Annotated in this window: 20 protein-coding genes and 1 pseudogene; 9 read left to right on the top strand and 12 right to left on the bottom strand. The window is 70.7% G+C overall.

All coding sequences use genetic code 11. From position 1 onward, the window contains the following. Positions 1–7: 7 nt before the first annotated feature. The gene (locus ABZ016_RS12465) at positions 8–988 is read right to left on the bottom strand and encodes a YafY family protein (protein WP_356916525.1); all 981 of its coding nucleotides are present in this window, start codon (positions 986–988) and stop codon (positions 8–10) included. Between the two features lie 62 nt (positions 989–1050). Here ABZ016_RS12465 and ABZ016_RS12460 point away from each other — a divergent pair, with 62 nt between their 5' ends. From ABZ016_RS12460 to ABZ016_RS12440, 5 genes are all read left to right on the top strand, one after another. Continuing rightward, positions 1051–2556 (top strand): MFS transporter, encoded by a 1506-nt coding sequence (locus tag ABZ016_RS12460; RefSeq protein ID WP_356916524.1) that lies wholly within the window; start codon positions 1051–1053, stop codon positions 2554–2556. A gap of 152 nt (positions 2557–2708) precedes the next feature. Then, on the top strand, positions 2709–3470 hold the full coding sequence (locus ABZ016_RS12455; protein WP_356916523.1) for a DeoR/GlpR family DNA-binding transcription regulator: 762 nt from the start codon (positions 2709–2711) through the stop codon (positions 3468–3470). Continuing rightward, a complete protein-coding gene (gene pfkB, locus ABZ016_RS12450) occupies positions 3467–4414 on the top strand; it encodes a 1-phosphofructokinase (protein WP_356916522.1) in 948 nt (315 codons plus the stop codon). The genes ABZ016_RS12455 and pfkB overlap by 4 nt, the downstream gene beginning before the upstream one ends. Before the next feature lie 145 nt (positions 4415–4559). Beyond that, positions 4560–6617, top strand: a complete 2058-nt coding sequence (locus ABZ016_RS12445) for a fructose-specific PTS transporter subunit EIIC (protein WP_356916521.1) — start codon at positions 4560–4562, stop codon at positions 6615–6617. A gap of 117 nt (positions 6618–6734) precedes the next feature. After that, a complete protein-coding gene (locus ABZ016_RS12440; protein ID WP_356916591.1) occupies positions 6735–6893 on the top strand; it encodes a hypothetical protein in 159 nt (52 codons plus the stop codon). Here ABZ016_RS12440 and ABZ016_RS12435 read toward each other — a convergent pair. The 4 genes and pseudogenes from ABZ016_RS12435 to ABZ016_RS12420 all read right to left on the bottom strand — a co-directional run. Then, entirely contained in the window at positions 6890–7636 is a 747-nt protein-coding gene (locus ABZ016_RS12435) for a DUF6227 family protein (protein WP_356916520.1), read from the bottom strand. The two genes, ABZ016_RS12440 and ABZ016_RS12435, sit on opposite strands and share 4 nt — an antisense overlap. 179 nt (positions 7637–7815) lie before the next feature. Further along, positions 7816–9030: an Ig-like domain-containing protein gene (locus tag ABZ016_RS12430; RefSeq protein ID WP_356916519.1), complete on the bottom strand. Its 1215-nt coding sequence runs from the start codon at positions 9028–9030 to the stop codon at positions 7816–7818. 164 nt (positions 9031–9194) lie between these two features. Beyond that, a complete protein-coding gene (locus tag ABZ016_RS12425; protein ID WP_356916518.1) occupies positions 9195–10235 on the bottom strand; it encodes a P1 family peptidase in 1041 nt (346 codons plus the stop codon). A gap of 74 nt (positions 10236–10309) precedes the next feature. Beyond that, positions 10310–10495 (bottom strand): annotated as a pseudogene (locus ABZ016_RS12420) (low temperature requirement protein A); the annotation flags it as partial. 298 nt (positions 10496–10793) lie between these two features. On the opposite strand from ABZ016_RS12420, the gene ABZ016_RS12415 reads away from it, so the two are divergent. Beyond that, a complete protein-coding gene (locus tag ABZ016_RS12415) occupies positions 10794–12095 on the top strand; it encodes a transposase (protein WP_356916517.1) in 1302 nt (433 codons plus the stop codon). 131 nt (positions 12096–12226) lie between these two features. Then, positions 12227–12403 (top strand): hypothetical protein, encoded by a 177-nt coding sequence (locus tag ABZ016_RS12410; protein ID WP_356916516.1) that lies wholly within the window; start codon positions 12227–12229, stop codon positions 12401–12403. A 52-nt stretch (positions 12404–12455) separates the two neighbouring features. Here the strand turns inward: ABZ016_RS12410 and mscL are convergent, their stop codons facing one another. The 6 genes from mscL to ABZ016_RS12380 all read right to left on the bottom strand — a co-directional run bounded on the left by mscL (position 12456) and on the right by ABZ016_RS12380 (position 18270). Next, positions 12456–12914 (bottom strand): large conductance mechanosensitive channel protein MscL, encoded by a 459-nt coding sequence (mscL, locus tag ABZ016_RS12405; RefSeq protein ID WP_356916515.1) that lies wholly within the window; start codon positions 12912–12914, stop codon positions 12456–12458. A gap of 123 nt (positions 12915–13037) precedes the next feature. After that, positions 13038–13553: a hypothetical protein gene (locus ABZ016_RS12400; RefSeq protein WP_356916584.1), complete on the bottom strand. Its 516-nt coding sequence runs from the start codon at positions 13551–13553 to the stop codon at positions 13038–13040. Positions 13554–13821: 268 nt separating this feature from the next. Next, complete coding sequence (locus tag ABZ016_RS12395; RefSeq protein WP_356916514.1) at positions 13822–14691, bottom strand: S-methyl-5'-thioadenosine phosphorylase; 870 nt, start codon at positions 14689–14691, stop codon at positions 13822–13824. A gap of 78 nt (positions 14692–14769) precedes the next feature. Next, positions 14770–15096, bottom strand: coding sequence for an FmdB family zinc ribbon protein (locus ABZ016_RS12390; RefSeq protein WP_356916513.1), 327 nt, complete (start codon positions 15094–15096; stop codon positions 14770–14772). 67 nt (positions 15097–15163) lie between these two features. After that, positions 15164–16474 (bottom strand): MFS transporter, encoded by a 1311-nt coding sequence (locus ABZ016_RS12385; protein ID WP_356916512.1) that lies wholly within the window; start codon positions 16472–16474, stop codon positions 15164–15166. 266 nt (positions 16475–16740) lie between these two features. After that, the gene (locus ABZ016_RS12380) at positions 16741–18270 is read right to left on the bottom strand and encodes a potassium/proton antiporter (RefSeq protein ID WP_356916511.1); all 1530 of its coding nucleotides are present in this window, start codon (positions 18268–18270) and stop codon (positions 16741–16743) included. Between the two features lie 238 nt (positions 18271–18508). Between ABZ016_RS12380 and ABZ016_RS12375 the strand changes: the two genes are divergently transcribed. Beyond that, the gene (locus tag ABZ016_RS12375; protein WP_356916510.1) at positions 18509–21337 is read left to right on the top strand and encodes a penicillin acylase family protein; all 2829 of its coding nucleotides are present in this window, start codon (positions 18509–18511) and stop codon (positions 21335–21337) included. A 47-nt stretch (positions 21338–21384) separates the two neighbouring features. Here ABZ016_RS12375 and ABZ016_RS12370 read toward each other — a convergent pair whose 3' ends face one another. Next, positions 21385–21972, bottom strand: coding sequence for a 5-formyltetrahydrofolate cyclo-ligase (locus ABZ016_RS12370; protein WP_356916509.1), 588 nt, complete (start codon positions 21970–21972; stop codon positions 21385–21387). Between the two features lie 132 nt (positions 21973–22104). On the opposite strand from ABZ016_RS12370, the gene galU reads away from it, so the two are divergent. Then, entirely contained in the window at positions 22105–23007 is a 903-nt protein-coding gene (gene galU / locus ABZ016_RS12365) for a UTP--glucose-1-phosphate uridylyltransferase GalU (protein ID WP_356916508.1), read from the top strand. Position 23008: the final 1 nt, after the last annotated feature.

Genomic DNA, 23008 nt, shown 5'->3' with positions numbered 1-23008 from the left:
CGACGACTCATCCCCCGCCCGCCGCCGCCCTGCTCAAGCGCGCCCCCAACTCCTGTACAGCAGCCATGAGTTCCTCCGGCTGATGCACCACGAAGTCGCACTCCAGCATGGCCAGCCGGAACGCCACGTGCTGCACCGAGTCCGCCGTGGTCGCGTGCAGCCGGCAGCGGCTGCCCTCCAGCCCTTCCAGCGACTCCGGCGTACCGAGCCACTTGGGCAGCCGGGCGGCGACGAACTCGGCCGGTGCGGCGAACGTGACCTCGAAGTCGTAGGAGTCCTGGTGCCGTTGCATCGACCGCCGGAGGTACTCCGCCGCGCTTCCCGTCGGCAGCTCGCGCGGCGCGAACCGCGCCCCGGTGGCGAACGGCTCGCTCACCCGGTCGACGCGGAACGTACGCCAGTCGTCCCGGTCGATGTCGTACGCCACCAGGTACCAGCGGCGGCCCGTCGACACCAGCCGGTGCGGCTCCGTCAGACGGCGGGACTCGGTGCCGTCCGCGGCCCGGTAGGCGAACCGCAGCCGCTCGTGCCCGGCCACCGTCGAGGCCATCACGGTCAGCGTCTCGGGTGCGATGCTCGGCCCGTCGCCGCTGGTCAGCGGTGTGGTCGCGGCCTGGAGGGTGGTCACGCGGTGGCGCAGCCGGCCGGGCAGCACCTGCTCCAGCTTGGCCAGCGCCCGGACCGACGCCTCGTCCAGGCCCTCCACCGCGTGCCCCGCCCCGGCGCGCAGTCCGACCGCGATGGCCACGGCCTCATCGTCGTCCAGCACCAGCGGCGGCATGGCCTTGCCGGCGACCAGCCGGTAGCCGCCGTCGGCGCCCTTGCTGGCCTGCACGGGATAGCCCAGTTCGCGCAGCCGGTCGATGTCCCTCCGGACCGTGCGGCGGGAGACGCCGAGCCGGTCGGCGAGCTCGCCGCCAGGCCATTCGCGGGGCGTCTGGAGGAGGGAGAGGAGCGTCAGCAGCCGGGCGGGTGTGTCCGTCGTCATACCGATGAGGATGCCGCACCACTAGGACACGATCTGACCTAATGGGCCAGTAGCTTCGAAGCATGACCTCCACCGAGACCCCTCTCAGCACAGGCGGGGACGGCACCGACCGCCGCCGCCGGTTCGCCCTCGCGATCGTGATGACCGCGGCCTTCATGGACCTCGTCGACGTGACGATCGTCAACATCGCCATCCCGTCGATCCAGCGGGAGGCGGGCGCCTCCTTCAGCCAGATCCAGTGGATCACCGCCGGATACGCCCTGGCCTTCGCCGCCGGGCTGATCACCGGCGGCCGGCTCGGTGACATCCACGGTCGCAAGCGGATCTTCCTGATCGGCATCGGCGGCTTCACCGTCGCCTCCGCGCTGTGCGGCCTGGCGGTGAACCCCGAGATGCTGGTCGCGTCGCGGATCCTGCAGGGCGGCATGGCGGCGCTGATGGTGCCGCAGGTGCTGTCGATCGTGCACGCGACCTTCCCGGCGCACGAACGGGGCAAGGTGTTCGGGCTGTTCGGCGCGGTCGTCGGCCTCGGAGCCGTGTCCGGCCCGCTGCTCGGCGCGCTGCTGACCGAGTGGGACCTGTTCGGCTGGGGATGGCGGTCGATCTTCCTGATCAACCTGCCCGTGGGTGTCGCGGGCCTGATCCTCGGCAGCCGCTTCATCGGGGAGTCCAAGGCACCTCGTGCCCTGAAGCTGGACCTCGTGGGCGTCGCGCTCGTGACGCTGGGCCTGCTGATGCTGATCTACCCGCTCACCCGCGGGCGTGAGCTGGGCTGGCCGCTGTGGGGGTACGTCTCGATGGCCGGGTCGCTGGTCGTCCTCGCGGTGCTGGTGGCGTACGAGAAGCGGAAGGCGGTACGGGACGGCTCCCCGCTGGTCGAGCTGTCGCTGTTCCGGGTCAAGAGCTTCGCCGCCGGGATCGCCGTCCAGACCGTCTTCGGGGTCGCGCTGGGCGTGTTCTTCCTGGTGTGGACGCTGTACATGCAGGTCGGTCTGGGGTGGAGCCCGCTGAAGGCCGGGCTGACCGGGGTGCCGTTCTCGATTGCCGTGTCGGCCGCCGCGGGGATGTCCGTGCAGATGCTGGTGCCGCGCTTCGGGCGCAAGGTGCTCCAGGCGGGCGCGCTGGTGATGGCGGCCGGAGTGCTGCTCTACGTCTGGGAGTCCGGGCACTACGGCCTGGACATCGCGCCCTGGCAGATGGCGCTGCCCCTCGTGGTGATGGGCGTCGGCATGGGCCTGATCGTCGCGCCGCTGACCGACGCGATCCTCTCCGAGGTGCCGCGCGAGCACTCCGGCTCGGCATCCGGCCTGATCAACACGGTGCAGCAGATGGGCAACGCGCTCGGGCTCGGGCTGGTCTCGGTGGTCTTCTTCGGCACGATCGGCGACCGTCTGCGCCCGGACCAGGTGGGCCCGGCCTTCGCGGACGCCTTCCACAACGCGCTGGGCTGGGTGGCCGGGGTGCTGGGTGTCATCTTCCTGCTGATGTTCGCCCTGCCGAAGCGGCCCGCGCAGCACGTCGAGGGGGAGCAGGCGGTGGCCGAAGAGCAGGAGCCGGCGCTGGTCTGAGAGCGGGGGACGGGCCCGGCACCACGAGGTGCCGGGCCCGTTTCCATTTCTGATCATGCCCGATTGGGTCCGAACCTGTTTACTTCGCGGAAATCTCGGCGTAGCCTCCCGCTGAAACCACACGTTCGGGCACGAGGCGGAGGCGAACAGACATGTACGCACCGGAACGGCAGCAGGAGATCCTCCGGCTCGCCCGTGACGGCGGCCGAGTGGATGTCGTGTCGCTGGCCGAGGAGTTCGAGGTCACGGCGGAGACGATCCGCCGGGACCTGAAGGCCCTCGACCGCGCCGGCCTGGTCCGCCGGGTGCACGGCGGCGCCATCCCCGTCGGCCGCCTCGACTTCGAGCCGGACATCGCCGAGCGCGAGACGACGGCCGCCGACGAGAAGGACCGCATCGCCAAGGCGGCCCTCGCGGAGCTGCCCGGCGAGGGCACGATGATCCTCGACGCCGGTACGACGGTGGCCAGGATGGCCGCGGCCCTCCCCCTGGAGGCCTCCCTCACCGTCGTCACGCACAGCCTGCCCATCGCGGCCCGGCTCGCCGACCACCCCGGCATCCAGCTCCACCTCATCGGAGGGCGCGTACGGCACCGTACGCGCGCCGCCGTGGACGCCTGGGCGCTGCGCGCGTACGGCGAGATCCGCGCCGACGTGCTGTTCGTGGCCGCCAACGGCTTCTCCGCCGAACACGGCCTGACCACCCCCGACCTCGCCGAGGCCGCCGTGAAGCGCGCGGCCCTGGCCGCCGCCCGCCGCGTGGTGCTGCTCGCCGACTCCTCCAAGCACGGCCAGGAGCACTTCGCCCGCTTCGGCGACCTGAGCGATGTGGACCTGCTGATCACCGACAGCGGGCTGAGCCCCGAAGACACCGTCGCCATCGAGCGCGGCGGCACGGAAGTAGTGCGCGCATGATCCTCACCGTCACCCCCAACCCGTCCCTGGACCGGACCTACGAGGTGCCGTCCCTCGACCGCGGCGAGGTCATCCGCGCCACCGGCGAGCGGATGGACCCGGGCGGCAAGGGCGTGAACGTCTCGCGCGCGGTCGCGGCGGCCGGGCAGCGCACCGTGGCGGTCCTGCCCCTGGGCGGCGCCCCCGGCGCGCTCGTCGCCGACCTGCTCGACGCGCAGGGCATCGAGGTCGCCCCGGTCCCGGTCGCCGGGGCCACCCGCTCCAACATCGCCCTCGCCGAGTCCGACGGCGTCCTGACGAAGATCAACGCGCCGGGCCCGGAACTGTCCGAGGCCGAACGCGAACTCCTCCTGGAGACCGTACGGCAGCAGTCCCGCGACGCCGCCTGGATCGCCTGCTGCGGCAGCCTCCCGCGCGGCCTCGCCCCCTCCTGGTACGCCGACCTGGTCGCCCGCGCGCACGCCGCCGGGACGCGGATCGCCCTGGACACCTCCGGGCCCGCCCTCCTCCAGGCCCTGCGCGAGCGGCCCGACGTGGTCAAGCCGAACGCCGAGGAACTCGCGGGAGCCGTCGGCCGGCCCCTCACCACCGTCGGCGACGCCGTGAAGGCCGCCGAGGAACTGCGCGAGATGGGTGCCCGGGCCGTGCTCGCGAGCCTCGGCGCGGACGGGCAGCTGCTGGTGTCCGACGAGGGTGCCTGGTTCGGCAGCGCCCGAGTCGAAGCCGTCCGCAGCAACGTGGGCGCCGGTGACTCCTCCCTCGCCGGATTCCTGATCGCCGGCGGCAGCGGCCCCGAAGCCCTCGCCTCCGCGGTCGCGCACGGTGCCGCCGCCGTCCAGCTGCCCGGCAGCGTCATGCCGGAGCCGGGCGATCTCGATCCGGCGGCGGTCACGGTCACGGCCGACATCCCGGCCGACCGGGTACTGAAGGAGCCGGTGTCATGACCCACCTCGAGCAGGACGTACCCGACCGCGAGCGGCGAGCCACCCCGTTACTCCCCGCCTCCGCCCCCGTCACCCCCCACCCCACCCCCGTCCCCCTCCCCGCCCACCCCACTGACCGGGCGATACGCGAGCTAAGGAGCCCGCGATGAGCGACATGATCACCGCGGACCTGGTCGATCTCGACCTGTCCGCCGACACCAAGGAAGCGGCGGCGCGCGCCCTCGCCGAGCGCATGGTGGCCCTGGGCCGGGTGACCGACCTGGACGGCTTCCTCGCCGACGTGGCCGCCCGCGAGGCCCAGATGCCGACCGGCCTCGACGGCGGCATCGGCATCCCGCACTGCCGGAGCGAGCACGTCACCGAGCCGACGCTCGCCTTCGGGCGCAGCGCGGACGGCATCGACTTCGGTGCGGCCGACGGCCCCGCCGACCTGATCTTCCTGATCGCCGCGCCGGCCGGTGCCGACGACGCCCACCTGACGATCCTGTCGTCGCTGGCCCGGCAGCTGATGAACAGCGAATTCACCGACGCCCTGCGCTCGGTGGGCGACACGGCGGCCGCGGCGGCCCTGATCCGCGGCGACGAGCCCGAAGAGGCCGAGACCCCCGTGGAGACGGGTTCCGAAGACACCGTGGCGTCGGCGGGAGCGGCCTCTCCCGCCGCCGCCACGGTCACCGACGACGGCGCCGAAGCTCCCGAGGAGCGCCCGTTCCGGATCGTCGCCGTCACCTCCTGTCCCACCGGCATCGCCCACACCTACATGGCGGCCGAGTCGCTGGAGAACGCCGGCCGTGAGGCGGGCGTCGAGGTCACCGTCGAGACCCAGGGCTCGGCCGGCTTCACCCGCCTCGACCCGGAGGTCATCGCGGCGGCGGACGCCGTGATCTTCGCCCACGACGTGCCCGTACGGGAGAAGGAGCGGTTCCTCGGCAAGCCGACCGTCGACGTCGGTGTGAAGGCGGGCATCAACCGCCCCGCCGAACTCATCACCGAGGTCCGCGAGAAGGCCGCCCGAGGCGAGGTCACCTCCGGCTCCCCGGGCGCCACGCCCGTCGAGCGCACCGGCGAATCCGGCGAGGGCTACGGCACCAAGCTGCGCAAGTGGCTGATGTCCGGCGTCAGTTACATGGTGCCGTTCGTCGCGGCGGGCGGTCTGCTGATCGCCCTGGGCTTCGCCATCGGCGGCTACAAGGTCGACAAGGCCCCGTCGGTGATGGACCACTTCCTCTGGACACAGGCCGACAGCTGGGCGGCCCTGCTCTTCCAGATCGGCGGCGTCGCCTTCGGCTTCCTCGTCCCGGTCCTCGCCGGCTACATCGCCTACGGCATGGCCGACCGGCCCGGTCTCGTCCCCGGCTTCGTCGGCGGCTCGATCGCGCTCACCATCAACGCCGGCTTCCTCGGCGGTCTGGCGGCCGGTCTCATCGCCGGTGGCGTGGTGATCGCCATCCAGAAGGTCAACATCCCGGCGGCACTGCGCGGCATCATGCCGGTGGTGGTGATCCCGCTGATCTCCTCGGCGATCGTCGGGTTCCTGATGTTCGTCGTCATCGGCAAGCCCATCGCCGAGGCGCAGAAGGGCATGACCGACTGGCTGAACGGCCTGTCCGGCAGCAACGCCATCCTGCTCGGCGCACTCCTCGGCCTGATGATGTGCTTCGACCTCGGCGGACCCGTCAACAAGGTCGCCTACACCTTCGCCACCGCCGGTATCGCCGTCTCCAACCCCAGCGACTCGGCGATGAAGATCATGGCGGCGGTCATGGCGGCCGGCATGGTGCCGCCGCTGGCCATGGCCCTGGCCACGACCGTGCGCGGCAAGCTCTTCAACCAGACCGAGCGGGAGAACGGCAAGGCCGCCTGGGTGCTCGGCGCCTCCTTCATCTCCGAGGGCGCGATCCCGTTCGCCGCGGCCGACCCGCTGCGCGTCATCCCGGCCTCCATGGCGGGCGGCGCGATCACCGGCTCCCTGTCCATGGCCTTCGGCGCCACCCTGCGTGCCCCGCACGGCGGCATCTTCGTGGTCCCGCTGATCGGCAACCCGCTGCTCTACCTGGTCGCCATCGCCGCGGGCGTCTGCGTCACGACGGCCCTGGTGGTCGTCCTGAAGGGCATGCGCAAGCAGGCCCCGGGCGCCGCCACGGCAGCCGGCGAGGGCACCGCCGCCCCCGCGGCGGACAGCAAGCAGCCGGTAGCGGCCTGAGGGCCACTGCGGGACGTCCCTTTCGGGGCGTGTGACCTGTTCACGCCACCTGCGAGATAGATCACGAAAATCACGGCCCGGGACTCAAGTCCCGGGCCGTGGTGTCTACTGGGGCACATGCCCGATCACGTCTCCCGGTGGCCCGAAGGCCACTCCCTCCCCGCCCTCCCGCAACAGCGGCAGACGGGGCCTCGCTCGGAGTCCGTGGAGCTGACACCGGGGGAGAGAGACGCCTTCGCCGAGCTGGTGCGTCAGCTGCGCGGCAGAGGCATCTAGGACAGCTGCGCCGCCCGGCGCTCCATCGCCTCGCGTGCCGCGTCCTCGCTGGCGTACACCTCGCACATGTGCCGCCCGTCCGGCGTCGCCGTGTGCTCCACCTCCCAGAGGGAGACCTCCGCGCCGTCGCGCAGCAGGAAGGCGTGCTCGTAGAGCGAGAAGCCCAGCCCTGCCCGGCCCGCGCGGCACGGGCGGCCGAAGGCCTGGGTGATCTGGTGGCCGGACGCCGTGGCCAGCAGGGCCGCCGTGTCCGCGCCCGGCCGGTCCGGGTTCTCCGCGCGGCGCAGTAAACGGCGTGCGTGATCCGCCGAGTCCTCCCCGGCATAGGCGTGCCGGGGAGTAGGGACGGGGGACAGCTGCACCGTCACCGGCAGCTCGAAGTCCGGGGTGTCCGGCGGCAGCGGCAGACGGCCCGTGGCGGCGCGCAGTTCCTCCTCGTCGACGTACACCTCGTGCTGCGGTTCGCTGCCCGGTGCGGTGTTGTGGACGAGCTCCCAGAGGGTGAGCGCCGAGCCGTCGGCGAGGAGCCAGGTGTGCCGGTAGGTCTCCCGGTGCAGGCCCTCGCTGTGGTGCGCGGAGTGCAGCGAACCGTCGTGCGCCAGCGCGCAGTCGAGCCGCCTTATCGTCTCGTCGGGCAACTCGAAGGAGTTCAGGGCGCGGCCGAGGAGTCGCGCGAGGTGCTCCTCCGGAGACTCGGGCGAGTCGTGGGGTTCGTACGCTGCCGTCTCGTACGGAACGCTCAAGGTTTCTCCCGGCGTTGCTGCATGTCACCTTGTGGGTGCATACCGTAGCCCCTCGGTCGGACATCATGTCCGGGAACCGAGAAAACGTACGTCCAGGAAAACGCACGGGCCGCGCGAAAAGTTCCCGCGCGGCCCGTTCTGTCCGTCAAAAACCCTTGCTGGGAGGGTCGTTCAGTCCGTCAGGAGGCGCTGTCCGCGGCCCACTGGCTCCACGCCATGTTCCAGCCGTTGAGCCCGTTGTCCGGAGCCACCGTCTTGTCGGGGGAGTTCTTGACGATCACCACGTCCCCGATGAGCGAGTTGTCGTAGAACCACTTGGCGGACGTGCTGCCGCCTGCGCCCTGGACATCGGCCAGGCCGACGCAGCCGTGGCTGGTGCCCTCGCGGCCGAAGGGCGGATTGCCCTTGTTGTACCAGTAGTTGCCGTGGATGAAGGTGCCGGACGTCGTCAGACGCATCGCGTGCGGCACGTCCGGGATGTCGTACTCACCGCCCAGCCCGACCGTCCGGCTGTTCATCCGGGTCTGCACGAACTTCTCGGAGATCACCATCTGCCCGTTGTACGTGGTGTGCTCCGGGCTGCCCGCCGAGATCGGGACCGTCTTGATGGTCTTCCCGTCCCGGACGACCGTCATGGTCTGCGTGTTGGCGTCGACCGTGGAGACCTGCGAGCGGCCGACGGTGAAGGTGACCGTCTTCTTCTGCACGCCGAAGACGCCGTTCGTGCCCTCGACGCCGTCCAGGTCGATCTTCATCGTGACCTTGGAGCCGGCCTTCCAGTACTCCTCGGGCCGGAAGTCGAGCCGCTGCGAGTTGAACCAGTGCCCGACCACCTTCTGCCCACTGCTGGAGGTGACCGTGATGTGCGACCGCACGTCCTTCTGGTTGGTGATGGCCTTGTCGAAGGTGAACGACACCGGCATGCCCACACCCACCGTGGCGCCGTTGTCCGGGGTGTACGTCCCGATGAAGCTGTTCGAGGACGTCACCGTGGTGAAGATCGAGTTGGCCGCGGCCGTACGGCCCTCGGAGTCCTTCGCAGTCGCCGATATCCGGTACTTGGTCCCGCGCTCCAGCTGCTCCTTCGGCTTCCAGGTCCTGCCGTCGGCCGACACCGAGCCCGGCACGACCTGGCCGCTGCCCGACACCGTCATCTTCACCTCGGCCAGCTTCCCGTCGCTGACCTTCACGCCGGTCGTGTTGATGGAGGCGCCGGTCGAACCGTCCTTCGCCGAGATGGCGATCTTGGCGACGGACGTCTTGGAGTCCTCGCCGCCCTTGCCGTCGTCCTCGGCGTTGGCGCTGCCACCGCAGGCGGTGAGCGTCAGTGCGCCGACCATCAGGGCGGCACAGGCCCCCAGTGCACGCCGCGCTGCAATGTCCAGCGATGTCACGGGCTTCCCCCAGTTGGTGTGATGTGCGTGATCCGCTCCAGTCGTGAGGGAAGAGGGGCCGGGCGGCCGGTCGGGTTCCGTCCGACCGCCATGAACGACATCACCGTTACAGGGCCGGGACAATGTCCCGCAGCGCTGTGAAGTGGCTGTACACGTCCGCCGGTTCAGCGGCTCCCGTACAGCTCCCCGTACGACGGCCACGCCCCGCCCGGACCGTCGACCGGCTCCGCGGCCCGCACGGCCCGGACGATCGCACGGGTCACCATGTCCGCGCCCGCCGCCAGGATCTCGTTCAGCGCGAGCGGGTTCGCGGCGTCCAGGGCGCGGTCTCCCGTCGCCAGGGCGAACACCGTGTCCCCGTCGTTGAGGAGGTGCACCGGCCGCACCGCGCGAGCGATGCCGTCGTGTGCCGTACCGGCCAGCTTCTGCGCCTGCGCCTTCGACAGGTCCGCGTCCGTGGCGACCACAGCGAGCGTGGTGTTGAGCGGCGGCGGAGCGCTCCTCGCCGCGGACTCGGCGAGACGCCGCCGCGCGGCCTCGTGGACCTTCGCCTCCGGGTACTCCACACGCCCCTCGAACAACTCCCCGTACAGCACCCCCGTCTCCGGATCCAGCACCGACCCCGCCGCGTTGGCCACCACCAGCGCCGCCACCGTGATCCCCGAGCCGAGCACGGTGCTCGCGCTGCCGACGCCCCCCTTCATCACCCCGACCACCGCCCCCGTACCGGCGCCCACACACCCTTGAGGCACCGGTGCGCCCGGTTCGCTCGCCGCGGCCGCCTCGACCGCCGCACGTCCCGTGGCCGCGTCGGGCCGAGCCCGGAAATCTCCGCCCCGCCCCAGATCGAAGACACAGGCGGCCGGCACCACCGGCACGACGTGCCCCGGGTCCGCCCCGACACGGATCCCGCGCTCCTGCTCCTCCAGCCAGGCCATCACCCCCGACGCGGCGTCGAGCCCGTACGCGCTGCCGCCGGTCAGTACCACCGCCTCGACCTTCCGCACCACGTTGCGCGGGTCGAGCGCGTCCGTCTCCTTGGTGCCGGGACCACCGCCCCGCACGTCCACGGCGGCCACGGCCCCGCCCTCCGGGGCGAGCACCACCGTGGTGCCGGTGAGCCAACCGTCGCCGGTACGTGTCGCGTGCCCCACCCGCAGGCCGGAGACATCCGTCAGAGCGTCCACCAGAGCGTCAACTGTCATGGCGCCCAGTGTTGTGCAGCGGGGACCGGCCGGGTGCGACCCGCGGGGCGGGTGTGATCAACGGGTCGGCGCTGTCAGCCCGGCCGGCCCCTCGCCGGACGCGTGGCCAGGGTCTCTCCCGTCACCACCGACAGCGCGCACACCACTCCCGCCGCGAACACCGCCCAGTCACCCAGGAACGTGCAGCAGATCACCAGCAGTGCCGTCGACGGCAGTACCAGCTGCTGGGCGATGCCCGCCTGGAAGTGCCACGCGTGAAGGCCGCCCACCTTGCTTTCTGGGCAGGGTGCCTGGTCCGTTCAAGGCAGGGGTGAATGCCTGTTCCCGCGTGAGCGGGGCGGGGGAGCCTCATCGCCGTCAGGGTGATGCGGCGTGGTCGTCCATGATGTTGCTAGCGGGTGGTGGTGACGGGTTGGGGTCCGATGGCTGGTGCTTGCGCGGTGTGGTCACTCGTGCGGGTGAGTGTGATCGATGGTGTGCGCGGTCGGGGAATGTGGGCTCTAGGTTCGCGGCATGGCACGGTTTCGGATGTACCCGACGAGCGAGCAGGAGCAGCAGATGCTGCTGCACTGCGCGCACGCCCGTTACGTGTGGAACCTCGCGGTCGAGCAGCACGCGCACTGGCGCCGGGACAAGGCGCACCAGCGGCCCGACGGCAAGCGCATCGGAGCGCCCTCGTTCGCCGAGCAGTGCCGTCAGCTCACCGAGGCCCGAGCTGCCAGCGCATGGCTGCGCGCCGGGAACCAGACCGTCCAGGCGCAGGCGCTCAAGGACTTCGCCAAGGCCAAGGCCGCGCGGTTCAAGTCCGGGTTCGGTGAACCGACCTGGCGCAAGAAGCACGTGCACGAAGGCTTCCGCGTCATCGGCAGTGATCGTGTCCCCGAGTACGAGCTGGACGGCCGACCGCTGATCAACCCCAAGACCAACAAGCAGGTCATGGGCCGCGCCGTCAGCGTGCAGAAGCTCAACCGCCGCTGGGCGCAGGTGAAGGTGCCCGGCTGCGGATGGGTCCGCTTCCGCCTCAGTGCCAAGGGCAAGGGCGCCCGGCTTCCCGCGGCGAAGACGTTCCGCGTCACCCTCAAGAACGGCCAGTGGCACATTGCCTTCGCCGTCATCCCCGACCCGATCGACAAGCCGGGCACGGGCGAGGCCATCGGCATCGACCGGGGCGTGACCATCACTGCCGCACTCTCCGACGGCCGCACCTTCAACTGTCCCCAGCTCACCATCCGCGAGCGTGCCCAGGTCCGCAAACACCAGCGCCGTGCTGCCCGTGCCAAAAAGGGCAGCTCTCAAAAGAGCTGCGCGTATGCGAAGGTGGCCAAGCTCAAGGCCAAGGAGGCGAACCGGCGTAAGGACTGGTGCGAGAAGACCTCAACCGTGCTTGCCCGCACGTACGACTTGGTGCGGTTCGAGAAGCTGAACATCAAGACAATGACCGCCAGGGCCAAAGCGAAGCCCGACCCCGACCAGCCCGGTCAGTACCTTAACAACGGCCAGGCGGCCAAGGCCGGGCTGAATCGGGGCATCCTCGCCCAGGGGTGGGGCATGCTGCGGCAGCGCACCGGGCACAAAGCCCCCGGACGCGTTGAAGACGTACCCGCCCCCTACACGTCTCTGCGGTGCAGTGCCTGTGGCTGGATCGACAAAAACTCGCGCAAGAGCCAAGCCGAGTTCGTCTGTTCCTCCTGCGGCTTCACCTGTAACGCGGACACCAACGCCAGTATCAACGTCGCGGCAGGACAGGGCGGGATCCCTCGCCCCCGGCGAGTAGCCGGTGCCGGAGGGGTGACAACGGCCACCCGCCGTTCGAGCGCCCGTGAACCTCAGCCCGCATGGGCTGAAATCCCCCTCTTTTGACAGGGAGAGGATGTCAAGAAGCACAGGTCGAAGAAGAAAGAGCACGACAGGCGGGGGAGCGGGGCTGGACGTCATGATTCCCAGCACAACAGAAGGCGCCGGGATTTTCTCCGCGACCGTACCCTGGACGCATGAGCACCGCCCCCGACCCGCAGCCGCGCCCGCCGAAGCCCGCGCTGATCTTCGACGACCCGCTCGACCAGCAGTCCTCCGACGACACCGACCGCGGCTGGGGCGAGCGCACCGACACCGGCGGCGCGGCCGACCTCAAGCGCTTCCTCGACGAGAAGCCGCCCCACCACCTCTGAGCGAGGTCACCGGCCCACCGTTTCCAGGCCGGGCCGGCCGCCGCCCGCAGCGCTACCGCCGGTCGTCCCCGGCGCCGCGCTGCGCCACCAGCGCGTCGCGGATCTCCTTGAGCACCTCCAGCTCGGTCACCTCGATGACCTCCTGCGCGCCCTCCTTCGCCTTGCGGCGGGCCTCCAGCCGGGCCAGGTACTTCGCCATGGGCAGGACCATCAGGAAGTAGACGACCGCCGCGGTGATCACGAAGCTCAGAGCCGCGCCCAGGACGGAACCCCACAGGATCTGGATGCCCTGCTCGCCCTCGCACGTCGTGCTCAGGCACGAGCTGTAGTGGTCGAGGTTCTTGGTCCCGATGGCTCCGACGATCGGGTTGATGATCCCCTTCACCACGGCGTTGACGATGTTGGTGAACGCTGCACCGATCACCACCGCCACCGCCAGGTCGACGACGTTCCCGCGCATCAGGAAGGCCTTGAAGCCCTGCCAGAGGCTCGGTTCCTTGTTCTCGCTCACCTCGGGGTCTCTCCTCGCACAAGCAGCTTGTGGAACAAAACGCTCCGCAACCTACGTGAACGTTGGGCCGAAGGGAGCACCTGGGTCCCTCGAACGAGGGCCTTGACGAGTTCATGCACATGATCACCACAGCGTCACCGCCAACCGCGCCGTGGTGCTCGCCCCGGCGAGGCGGGCGGCGGTGGCGCGCGGCACCGACAGCACGACCAGCGCCCCGCCGTCGGTCGCGCCCTCCTCGGGCTCCGGCACCTTCGTCACCCGGGCCCCGCGCGCGACCACCCGTGCCTCACCGCCCGCCACCGTCTCCTCGGCGGCGATGACGTCGACCCGGTCGCCGGGCCGCAGCAGCCGCACGGTGGCCGCGTCGGCGATCCGCACCGGGGCGGTCGCCGCCCCCACCGCACCCCGCGTCCGCACCGGGCGCGCCCCGGACACCGAGGCCGTGTGCGCGGGAGGCTGGGCGCGCGGATGACCGCGTGCCCCGTCGGTGTCGCGCGGCCCGGCCGCCACCAGCGCGGTCGCGGTGACCGCGAGCCCGACCGCCACGGCCCGCCGCCGGTTCCGCACCAGCCGGCCCGCCCGGGACCGGCCGCGGACCCGCACCGGGTCGAACCGCGGCACCTCCCGGGTCGCCGGCACCTCGGGGCCGGGCGGGCACGGGGCGACGGACCACGAGGGAGTGGAAGGCGCGAACGACGAGCGAGCGAGGGACACGGGGATCACCACCTGGGACGAGGGACCGGCTTGCGCTCCCCACGATGAGGCTTCTCACCGCCGTCCGCTCAGGCCTGTGGACCTACCCCCGGCCTGTGGACAACTCCCTCATCCGAACGGCGACTTCCGCCCCCGCAGCCCACACCTGACACCCCACATCCCGCAGCCCACACCCGGGGTCCCCACCCGTCGCCTACGGCAACGCAAACCCCGGGTCCATCCCACCCAACGCCCCGGCACACAGACAGTCCCGCTCCTGCTCCGCCGGCAGCCCCGCCACCGCGTCGAACAACACTCCCCGCATCCGGTCCACGTTCGCCGCGAACACCCGCAGCACCTCGTCGTGCGAGACACCCTCCCCGGTCTCGGCGCCGGCGTCGAGGTCCGTGACCAGGGCCAGGGACGTGTAGCAGAGCTCCAGCTCGCGGGCGAGCGCCGCCTCGGGATGACCGGTCATGCCCACCACCGACCAGCCCTGCGCCTGGTGCCACAACGATTCCGCACGGGTCGAGAAGCGCGGCCCCTCGACGACGACGAGGGTGCCGCCGTCCACCGGCTCCCAGTCCCGGCCACGCGCCGCCTTCAGCGCGACCGCGCGCCCGGCGGGGCAGTAGGGGTCGGCCAGCGACACATGCACCACGTTCGGCACCGAGCCGTCGGGCAGCGGCAGTCCGTCGAAGTACGAGTTCGCCCGGGACTTGGTCCGGTCGACCAGCTGGTCCGGCACCAGCAGGGTGCCCGGCCCGTACTCGGGCCGCAGACCGCCCACCGCGCACGGGGCGAGCACCTGGCGCACGCCGACCGACCGCAGCGCCCACAGGTTGGCCCGGAAGTTGATCCGGTGCGGCGGCAGGTGGTGGCCCCGCCCGTGCCGGGGCAGGAAGGCGACCCGCCGGCCGGCGACCTCCCCGAGGAAGAGGGAGTCGCTGGGCGGCCCGTAGGGGGTGTCGACCTGGATCTCGGTCACGTCGTCGAGGAAGGAGTAGAACCCGGAGCCGCCTATGACACCGATCCCGGCGCTTCCCTTGCCCGCCGAGCCCGTCACGTTCGCCTTGTTCGCCATGTCCGCACCTTAACCGCACGCGGAAACGCCGAGGACCCTGTCGCCGGAGAGGCGACAGGGTCCCGTAAGAAATCGGCCTTACGCGGCGGTGGTGCTGCTGCTGGCGGAGCTGCCGGAGCTCGACGACGAGCTCGAACCGGAGCTGGAGCCGGCGCCGGACCCGGAGCCCGAGTCGGAGGACGACGAGCTCGACGACTTGGACGACGCCGGGGAGCTGCTCGACGAGGAGCCGCGGCTGTCGTTCCGGTAGAAGCCGGAGCCCTTGAAGACGATGCCGACCGCCGAGAACACCTTCTTCAGGCGGCCCTTGCAGTTCGGGCACTCGGTGAGGGCGTCGTCGGTGAACTTCTGCACCGCCTCGAGGCCTTCGCCGCACTCGGTGCACTGGTACTGGTAGGTCGGCACTGTCTTCCTCCTGGCACTCTCACTCGATGAGTGCTAACGACGCTCCATAGTGACGTATTCCGGCCGCTCAGTCCACTGCCACCGGCACGCGGTGACCCACGCCACGTGCCACGGTGCGGCCGTGCGCGGGTGTCGCCAGCCGGGAACGCAGGGCCAGAAGGGTCAGCAGGGCCAGCACGGTGCCGCCCATCGGCACCAGGAAGCCGGCGCCGTCGCGGAGGCGGTCCTCCAGCTGCCCGGCGACCGTGACGGCGGCCGCCTGGCCCAGCGCCACGGCACCGGTCAGCCAGGTGAAGGCCTCGGTCCGGGCGCCCGCCGGAACCAGGCTCTCGACCAGGGTGTAGCCGGTGATCAGGGCGGGTGCGATGCACATGCCGACCAGCAGGCCGAGGCCGGCGAGGACGAGGACCGAGTGGGCGGCCCACAGGCCCGACGCGGTGAGCGCCAGGGCCGTGTAACCGACGACCAGGCGCCGCTGCGGGGCCGTCTTCCAGGCGATGGCGCCGCAGACGAGGCCGGAGAGCATGTTGCCCGCGGCGAAGACGCCGTAGAGGACGCCGTTCAGGCCGGGCTCGCCGATCGACTCGGTGAACGCGGCCAGCGAGACCTGCATACCGCCGAAGACGGAGCCGATGCCCAGGAAGGTCACGATCAGCACACGCACACCGGGGACGCGCAACGCGGAGACGTGCTCCACGCGCGCGTGGCCACCGCGGGAGACCGAGGGCTGGGAGCTCTTCTGTGCGGCGAACAGCAGGCCGCCGAGCAGGGTCAGGGAGGCCTCCGTCACCAGGCCGGCGGCCGGGTCGACGGCCGTGCACAGGGCCGTGGCCAGCAGCGGGCCCACGACGAAGGTCAGTTCGTCCGTGACCGACTCGAAGGCCGCCGCGGTCGTCATCAGCGGCGAGTCCTTGAGCTTCACGCCCCAGCGGGCCCGCACCATGGGCCCGATCTGCGGGACCGAGGCGCCGGTCGGGACGGCCGCCGCGAACAGCGCCCACAGGGGAGCGTCCGCCAGGGCCAGCGCCGTCAGTGTCAGCCCGGACAGCGCGTGCAGCAGCACCCCGGGGATCAGCACCGCGCGCTGCCCGTAGCGGTCGGCGAGACGTCCGCTGTAGGGCGCGAACAGGGCCATGGAGACACCGGTGGCGGCCGCGGCGGCGCCCGCCGCTCCGTACGAGCCGGTGGTGTGCTGCACCAGCAGCACGATGGAGATCGTCAGCATCGCGAACGGCTGGCGTGCCGCGAAGCCGGGGATCAGGAACGTCCAGGCGCCGCGGGTGCGCAGCAGCCGGCCGTATCCCGGGCGGGTGGAAGCCGTCGAGTTCTCCGAGGTCTTCGGGTTCCGCGGCTTCTTCGAGGTGACCGTGGACGCCACGGCCCGTGCCTTTCTGCCGCCTGGTAGCGCGGCCCGGTCAGCGGGCGGCGCCGAGAGCTGTCCTCTTGCGCGGAACTGCGGTAGATGCCGGGGCCCGGTGAGGAGGGGCGACCCGACCGCCATACGGTCGCGCCAGCTCTGCGTCAGGCAGAGTTGGTTCGATCTGGGTAACGCCTTCATCGTACAGGGATCAAGGGGTCTGTGCCTGTGAAAGTGAGCACCACGGGCCCGCCGACCTGCACATCCCAAAGGGCGTGAACCAGCCTTTATCGACTCGCCCCGTCCGTCCCCAGCCACCCGGCCAGCTTGCCGCCGTGTCCCACCGCGCGCAGCCGGCTCTCGGTCGCGTCTCGGACGGGGTCCGTGGCGACCACGAGGAGCTCGTCCCCGCGTTGCAGGATCGTCGTCGGCAGCGGAACGAAGGATTCGCCACCGCGCACGATGAGCGTCACGGCCGCGCCGTGCGGCAGCCGCAGCTCGGCCACCTCCACGCCGTGCATCTTCGACCCCTCGGGGATCGCCACGGACAGCAGATGCCCGCGCAGCCGCTCCAGCGGGGCCGACTCGATGCCGAGGTCGGCGGCCTCCGGACTGTCGCCGAGCCGCAGCTTCCGGCCCAGCCAGGGCAGTGTCGGGCCCTGCACCAGGGTGTAGACGACGACCAGGACGAAGACGATGTTGAAGATCCGGTCGCTGGCGTCGACGCCCTCCACCATGGGGATGGTCGCGAGGATGATGGGCACGGCCCCCCGCAGTCCCGCCCAGGACATCAGCGCCGACTCCCGCCACGGCACCCGGAACGGCAGCAGGCAGGCGAACACGCCCAGGGGGCGCGCCACCATGGTCAGTACCAGTCCGATGACCAGCGCGGGCACGATGTCGTCGCCCAGCTCGTGCGGGGTGACCAGCAGGCCGAGCATGACGAACATGCCGATCTGCGCCAGCCAGCCCAGCCCGTCGGCGAAGCCGCGCGTGGCCGGCCAGTGCGGTAGCCGCGCGTTTCCCATCACCATCGCGGCGAGGTACACCGCGAGGAAGCCGCTGCCGTGCGCCAGCGCGCCCGCCGCGTACGCCACCACGGCGATCGCCATGACGGCGATCGGGTACAGGCCGGAGGCCGGCAGTGCCACGTGCCTCAGCCCCCAGGAGCCCAGCCAGCCCACCGCGAGCCCGATGGCCGCGCCGATGGCCAGCTCCAGCAGGATCTCGCCCAGCAGTACGTACCAGTGTTCGACCGGGCCCGCCGTGGACAGGGAGACCACGAGGATGACCACCGGGGCGTCGTTGAAGCCGGACTCGGCCTCCAGGGTGCCCTTCACGCGCGTGGGGAGCGGGATCTTGCGCAGCACGGAGAACACGGCCGCCGCGTCGGTCGAGGAGACCACCGCCCCGATGATGAGCGCCTGCCGCCACTCCAGCCCGATCAGGTAGTGCGCGGCCGACGCCGTGACCCCGACGCTCACCGCGACACCGGCCAGCGCCAGTGCCGTGGCGGCCGGCATGACCGGCTCGATCTCCTTCCACTTCGTGCCCAGACCACCTTCGGCCAGGATCACGACCAGCGCCGCGTATCCGATGACCTGGGTCAGTTCGGCGTTGTCGAAGTGGATGTCGCCCACGCCGTCCTGGCCCATGGCGACGCCGATCCCCAGATAGACGAGCAGGCTGGGGAGCCCGCTGCGCGAGGAGATCCGTACCGCTGCGACGGCGACGAGCAGGACGAGCGAGCAGACGAGCAGGAGCTGGTTGAGGTGGTGAACAGTCAGCGGCCGAATCCTTCCCTGGCTCACCCGCATCCGCGCGTGAGCTCACGTACATCGCACATGACGCTGTGGCGCATCGCGCCAACTACTTCGTTACCTTACCTAACTCTTGACGATTTCTTGACACTCAAGGGGGCAAGATCGAACGTTCGTCCGGGCTTGTTCCCGACTCCGCGTCAAGGGGCGCAAGGCCCTGCGCCTATCGTTGCTCCAGCGCTCAGTTAAAAGCACAGCCGAACCTGCCGCTCGCGTTAGGACAGCAAGGACAGCGATGCCCACCGACACCACCGCCTCCACGGGTCAGCAGCCCGGCAAGTCCGGCAGGAGAAAGGGGCGCAAAGCCCGCCTGGTCGTGCTCCTTCTGGCGCTGGCCCTCATCGGGGGCGTCGCCTTCGGGGGGTACTGGTCCGTCAGCACCGTCCGGGCCTCCTTCCCGCAGACCAAGGGCACCCTCCAGCTCAAGGGCCTCTCGGGACCCGTCGAGGTCAAACGCGACAACAACGGCATCCCGCAGATCTACGCCTCCTCCGACGCGGACCTGTTCATGGCGCAGGGCTACGTCCAGGCGCAGGACCGGTTCTACGAGATGGACGTACGCCGCCACATGGCGGCCGGGCGGCTGTCCGAGATGTTCGGCAAGAGCCAGGTCGACAACGACGAGTTCCTGCGCACGCTCGGCTGGGACCGGGTCGCCAAGGAGGAGTACGACACCAAGCTGTCGGCCGCCACGAAGAAGTACCTCCAGGCTTACGCCCAAGGGGTCAACTCCTACCTCCAGGGCAAGGACGGCAAGGACATCTCCCTGGAGTACGCCGCGCTCGGGTTCACCAACGACTACAAGCCGCAGAAGTGGAACCCGGTCGACTCGATCTCCTGGCTGAAGGCGATGGCCTGGGACCTGCGCGGCAACATGCAGGACGAGGTCGACCGCGCCCTGCTGACCAGCCGCCTCGGCCCGAAGCAGATCGCCGACCTGTACCCGGAGTACCCGTACAGCCGGAACAAGGCGATCGTCCAGGAGGGCCAGTACAACGAGCTGACCCGGACGTTCGAGCAGGGCGGCACGAGCGGTACGTCCGGTACCTCGGGTACGTCCGGCGCGAGCGGCACCGGCGGCGCCTCCACCGGCACCGCGGGCACCCAGGGGACCGCCTCGGGCGCCTCCGGTACGTCGGGCACCTCCGGCGCCTCGGGTACCGCGGGTCTGGGCAGCCAGCTCGGCGGCCTCACCGACGTTCTGGACGACCTCCCGCCGGCCGTCGGGGTCAACGGCGACGGCATCGGCTCCAACTCCTGGGTCGTCCGCGGGAAGTACACCATCACCGGCAAGCCCCTGCTGGCCAACGACCCGCACCTGTCGCCCTCGCTGCCCTCCGTCTGGTACCAGATGGGCCTGCACTGCCGCAGCGTCTCCAGCGCGTGCCAGTACGACGTCAGCGGCTACACCTTCGCCGGTATGCCGGGCGTGATAATCGGTCACAACCAGAACATCGCCTGGGGCATGACCAACTCCGGGGTCGACGTCACGGACCTCTACCTGGAGAAGATCACCGGCAACGGCTACCTGTACGACGGCAAGATCAAGCCGTTCCGGTCGCGCGAGGAGACCATCAAGGTCGCCGGCGGCCCGCCCAAGAAGATCGTCGTCCGCGAGACCAACAACGGGCCGCTGCTCTCCGACCGTGCCGAGGAGCTCGTGAAGGTCGGCAAGAAGGCCTCCGTCGACACCGCCGCACCCGACCGGGGCGACGGCTACGGCGTCGCGCTGCGCTGGACCGCCCTGCAGCCCGGCACCACCATGGACGCCGTCTTCGCCATGGACAAGGCCAAGGACTGGACCGACTTCCGCAAGGCCGCCGCGCAGTTCGAGGTTCCCTCGCAGAACCTGATCTACGCGGACACCGAGGACAACATCGGCTACACCCTGCCGGGGAAGATCCCCACCCGCTCGAAGGACGACGACGGCTCCGTCCCGGCGCCCGGCTGGGACCCGAAGTACCGCTGGACCGGCTACATCGACCAGGACGCGCTGCCCTACGAGTACAACCCGGAGCGCGGCTACATCGTCACCGCCAACCAGGCCGTGGTCGACCCGGACAAGTACCCCTACACGCTCACCGCGGACTGGGGCTACGGTACGCGCAGCCAGCGGATCACCGACCTGATCCAGTCGAAGATCAAGGACGGCGGCAAGATCTCGACGGACGACATGCGCCAGATGCAGCTGGACAGCAGCAGCGAGATCGCCCGGCTGCTGGTGCCCACGCTGCTGAAGATCGACCCCGAGGACAAGGACGTCCGCGAGGCGCAGAAGCTCCTGGAGGGCTGGGATTACACCCAGGACGCCGACTCGGCCGCGGCCGCCTACTTCAACGCGGTCTGGCGCAACATCCTCAAGCTCGCCTTCGGCAACAAGCTGCCCAAGGAGCTGCGCCCCAAGGGCCAGTGCCTGTGGGTCAAGCCGGTCAACACCACCGGCCCCGCCGACGAGGCCCAGGAGATGCGCGAGTGCGGCCAGCGCGAACCCGACCAGGCGCAGCCGGACGGCGGTGACCGCTGGTTCGAGGTGGTCCGCAAGCTGATGCAGCAGCCGGACAGCGACTGGTGGAAGACGCCCGAGGTGGGCACCCGCGAGGGTGCCGTCAACCGCGACCAGCTGTTCAAGCGGGCCATGGTCGACGCCCGCTGGGAGCTGACCGCCAAGCTCGGCAAGGACATCGACTCCTGGAGCTGGGGCCGGCTGCACCGCCTGTTCCTGAAGAACCAGACCCTCGGCACCGAGGGCCCCGGGTTCCTCCAGTACACCCTCAACCGCGGTCCGTGGGAGCTGAGCGGCGGCGAGGCGACGGTCAACGCGACCGGCTGGAACGCCGCCGGCGGCTACGGCGTCGTGTGGGTGCCGTCCATGCGGATGGTCGTGAACCTCGGCGACCTCGACAAGTCCCGCTGGATAAACCTCTCCGGCGCCTCCGGGCACGCCTACAGCGCCCACTACGTCGACCAGACCGAGAAGTGGGCCGACGGCGAACTGCTGCCGTGGTCCTACTCGGACAAGGCGGTCGAGAGCAGCACGACGGACAAGCTGGTGCTCAAACCGTGAGCCACTGAAAAGGGCCCTCCACGCACGCGTGGAGGGCCCTTTTCGCGTCAGCCGGCCCGCTGCCCGAACCGCCGCACCCCCGAGGGCGTCACCACCGCGTGCACCGGCCGGTCGTGCGGCTCCTCCGGGACGTGCTCGACGACCTCCGTCTCGTACAGCAGCACCACCAGCGCGGGATGCGCCCCGGCTCGCTCCAGCCGCGCCAGCACCCGGTCGTACGAGCCTCCGCCACGCCCGAGGCGCATGCCGCGCGCGTCGACCGCCAGCCCCGGCAGCAGCACGGCGTCCGCGGTGGTCACGGCGTCCGGGCCGAGGCGCTCGCCCGTGGGCTCGAAGAGGGCCATCCTGCCGCCGTGTTGGACACGCGCGAGCGAACCCTCCCCCGTGTAGACGCCCCAGTCCAGGTCGTTGTCGGGCGACAGGACCGGAAGCATGACGCGCACGCCCCGGGCGCACAGCGCGTCCAGCAGCGCGAGCGTCCCCGGTTCGCTCCCCACGGAGACGTACGCCGCCACCGTGCCGGCCCCGGCCAACTCGGGCAGTTCCAGCGCCCGCCCGGCCAGCGCGGCCGAGGTTTCCCGCAGGTCATCCGCCGTCAACCTGTTCCTCACCCCGAGGAGCTCTCGTCGCAACATCCGCTTGTCAGGATCACCCGGACGTTCGATGTGACTCAATGGTTGCTCCCGTACCGTGCTAATACGCTCATATGAGCGCCTATGAACCGGAGCCGCGGATTCCGCACAAAGGCACCGGATAGGGTGGCGGGCATGACTCAGTCGCACCCTCGGATCAGCAAGGCTGTCATTCCCGCAGCAGGCCTCGGCACCCGGTTCCTGCCGGCCACCAAAGCCACTCCCAAGGAGATGCTGCCGGTCGTGGACAAGCCCGCGATCCAGTACGTGGTCGAGGAGGCGGTCGCCGCGGGTCTCGACGACGTCCTCATGGTGACGGGCCGCAACAAGCGCCCCCTCGAGGACCACTTCGACCGCAACTACGAGCTGGAGTCGGCGCTCCAGAAGAAGGGCGACGCCCGCCGCCTCGCCAAGGTGCAGGAGTCCAGCGACCTCGCGACCATGCACTACGTCCGCCAGGGCGACCCCAAGGGCCTCGGCCACGCCGTCCTGTGCGCCGCCCCGCACGTGGGCGACGAGCCCTTCGCCGTCCTCCTCGGCGACGACCTGATCGACCCCCGTGACCCCCTGCTGCAGCGCATGGTCGAGGTCCAGGAGCAGCGCGGCGGCAGCGTCGTCGCGCTCATGGAGGTCGCCCCGGAGCAGATCCACCTCTACGGCTGCGCGGCGGTCGAGACCACCGAGGACAGCGACGTCGTCCAGGTCAGCGGCCTGGTCGAGAAGCCCGACCCGGCCGACGCCCCGTCCAACTACGCGATCATCGGCCGCTACGTCCTCGACCCGAACATCTTCGACATACTGCGCCGGACCGAGCCGGGCCGCGGCGGTGAGATCCAGCTCACGGACGCGCTCCAGCAGCTCGCCGCCGACGAGAAGATCGGCGGCCCCGTGCACGGCGTCGTCTTCAAGGGCCGCCGCTATGACACCGGCGACCGCGGCGACTACCTGCGTGCCATCGTCCGCCTCGCGTGCGAACGTGAAGACCTGGGCCCGGACTTCCGGACCTGGCTTCGCAGTTACGTAGCCGAGGAGATGTAAC

Origin of the sequence: Streptomyces sp. NPDC006372, assembly GCF_040612515.1 — a bacterium.
Classification (GTDB): Bacteria; Actinomycetota; Actinomycetes; order Streptomycetales; family Streptomycetaceae; genus Streptomyces.
Note: the sequence above shows the minus strand (reverse complement) of the source record. Positions and strands in the feature narration are given on the sequence as shown.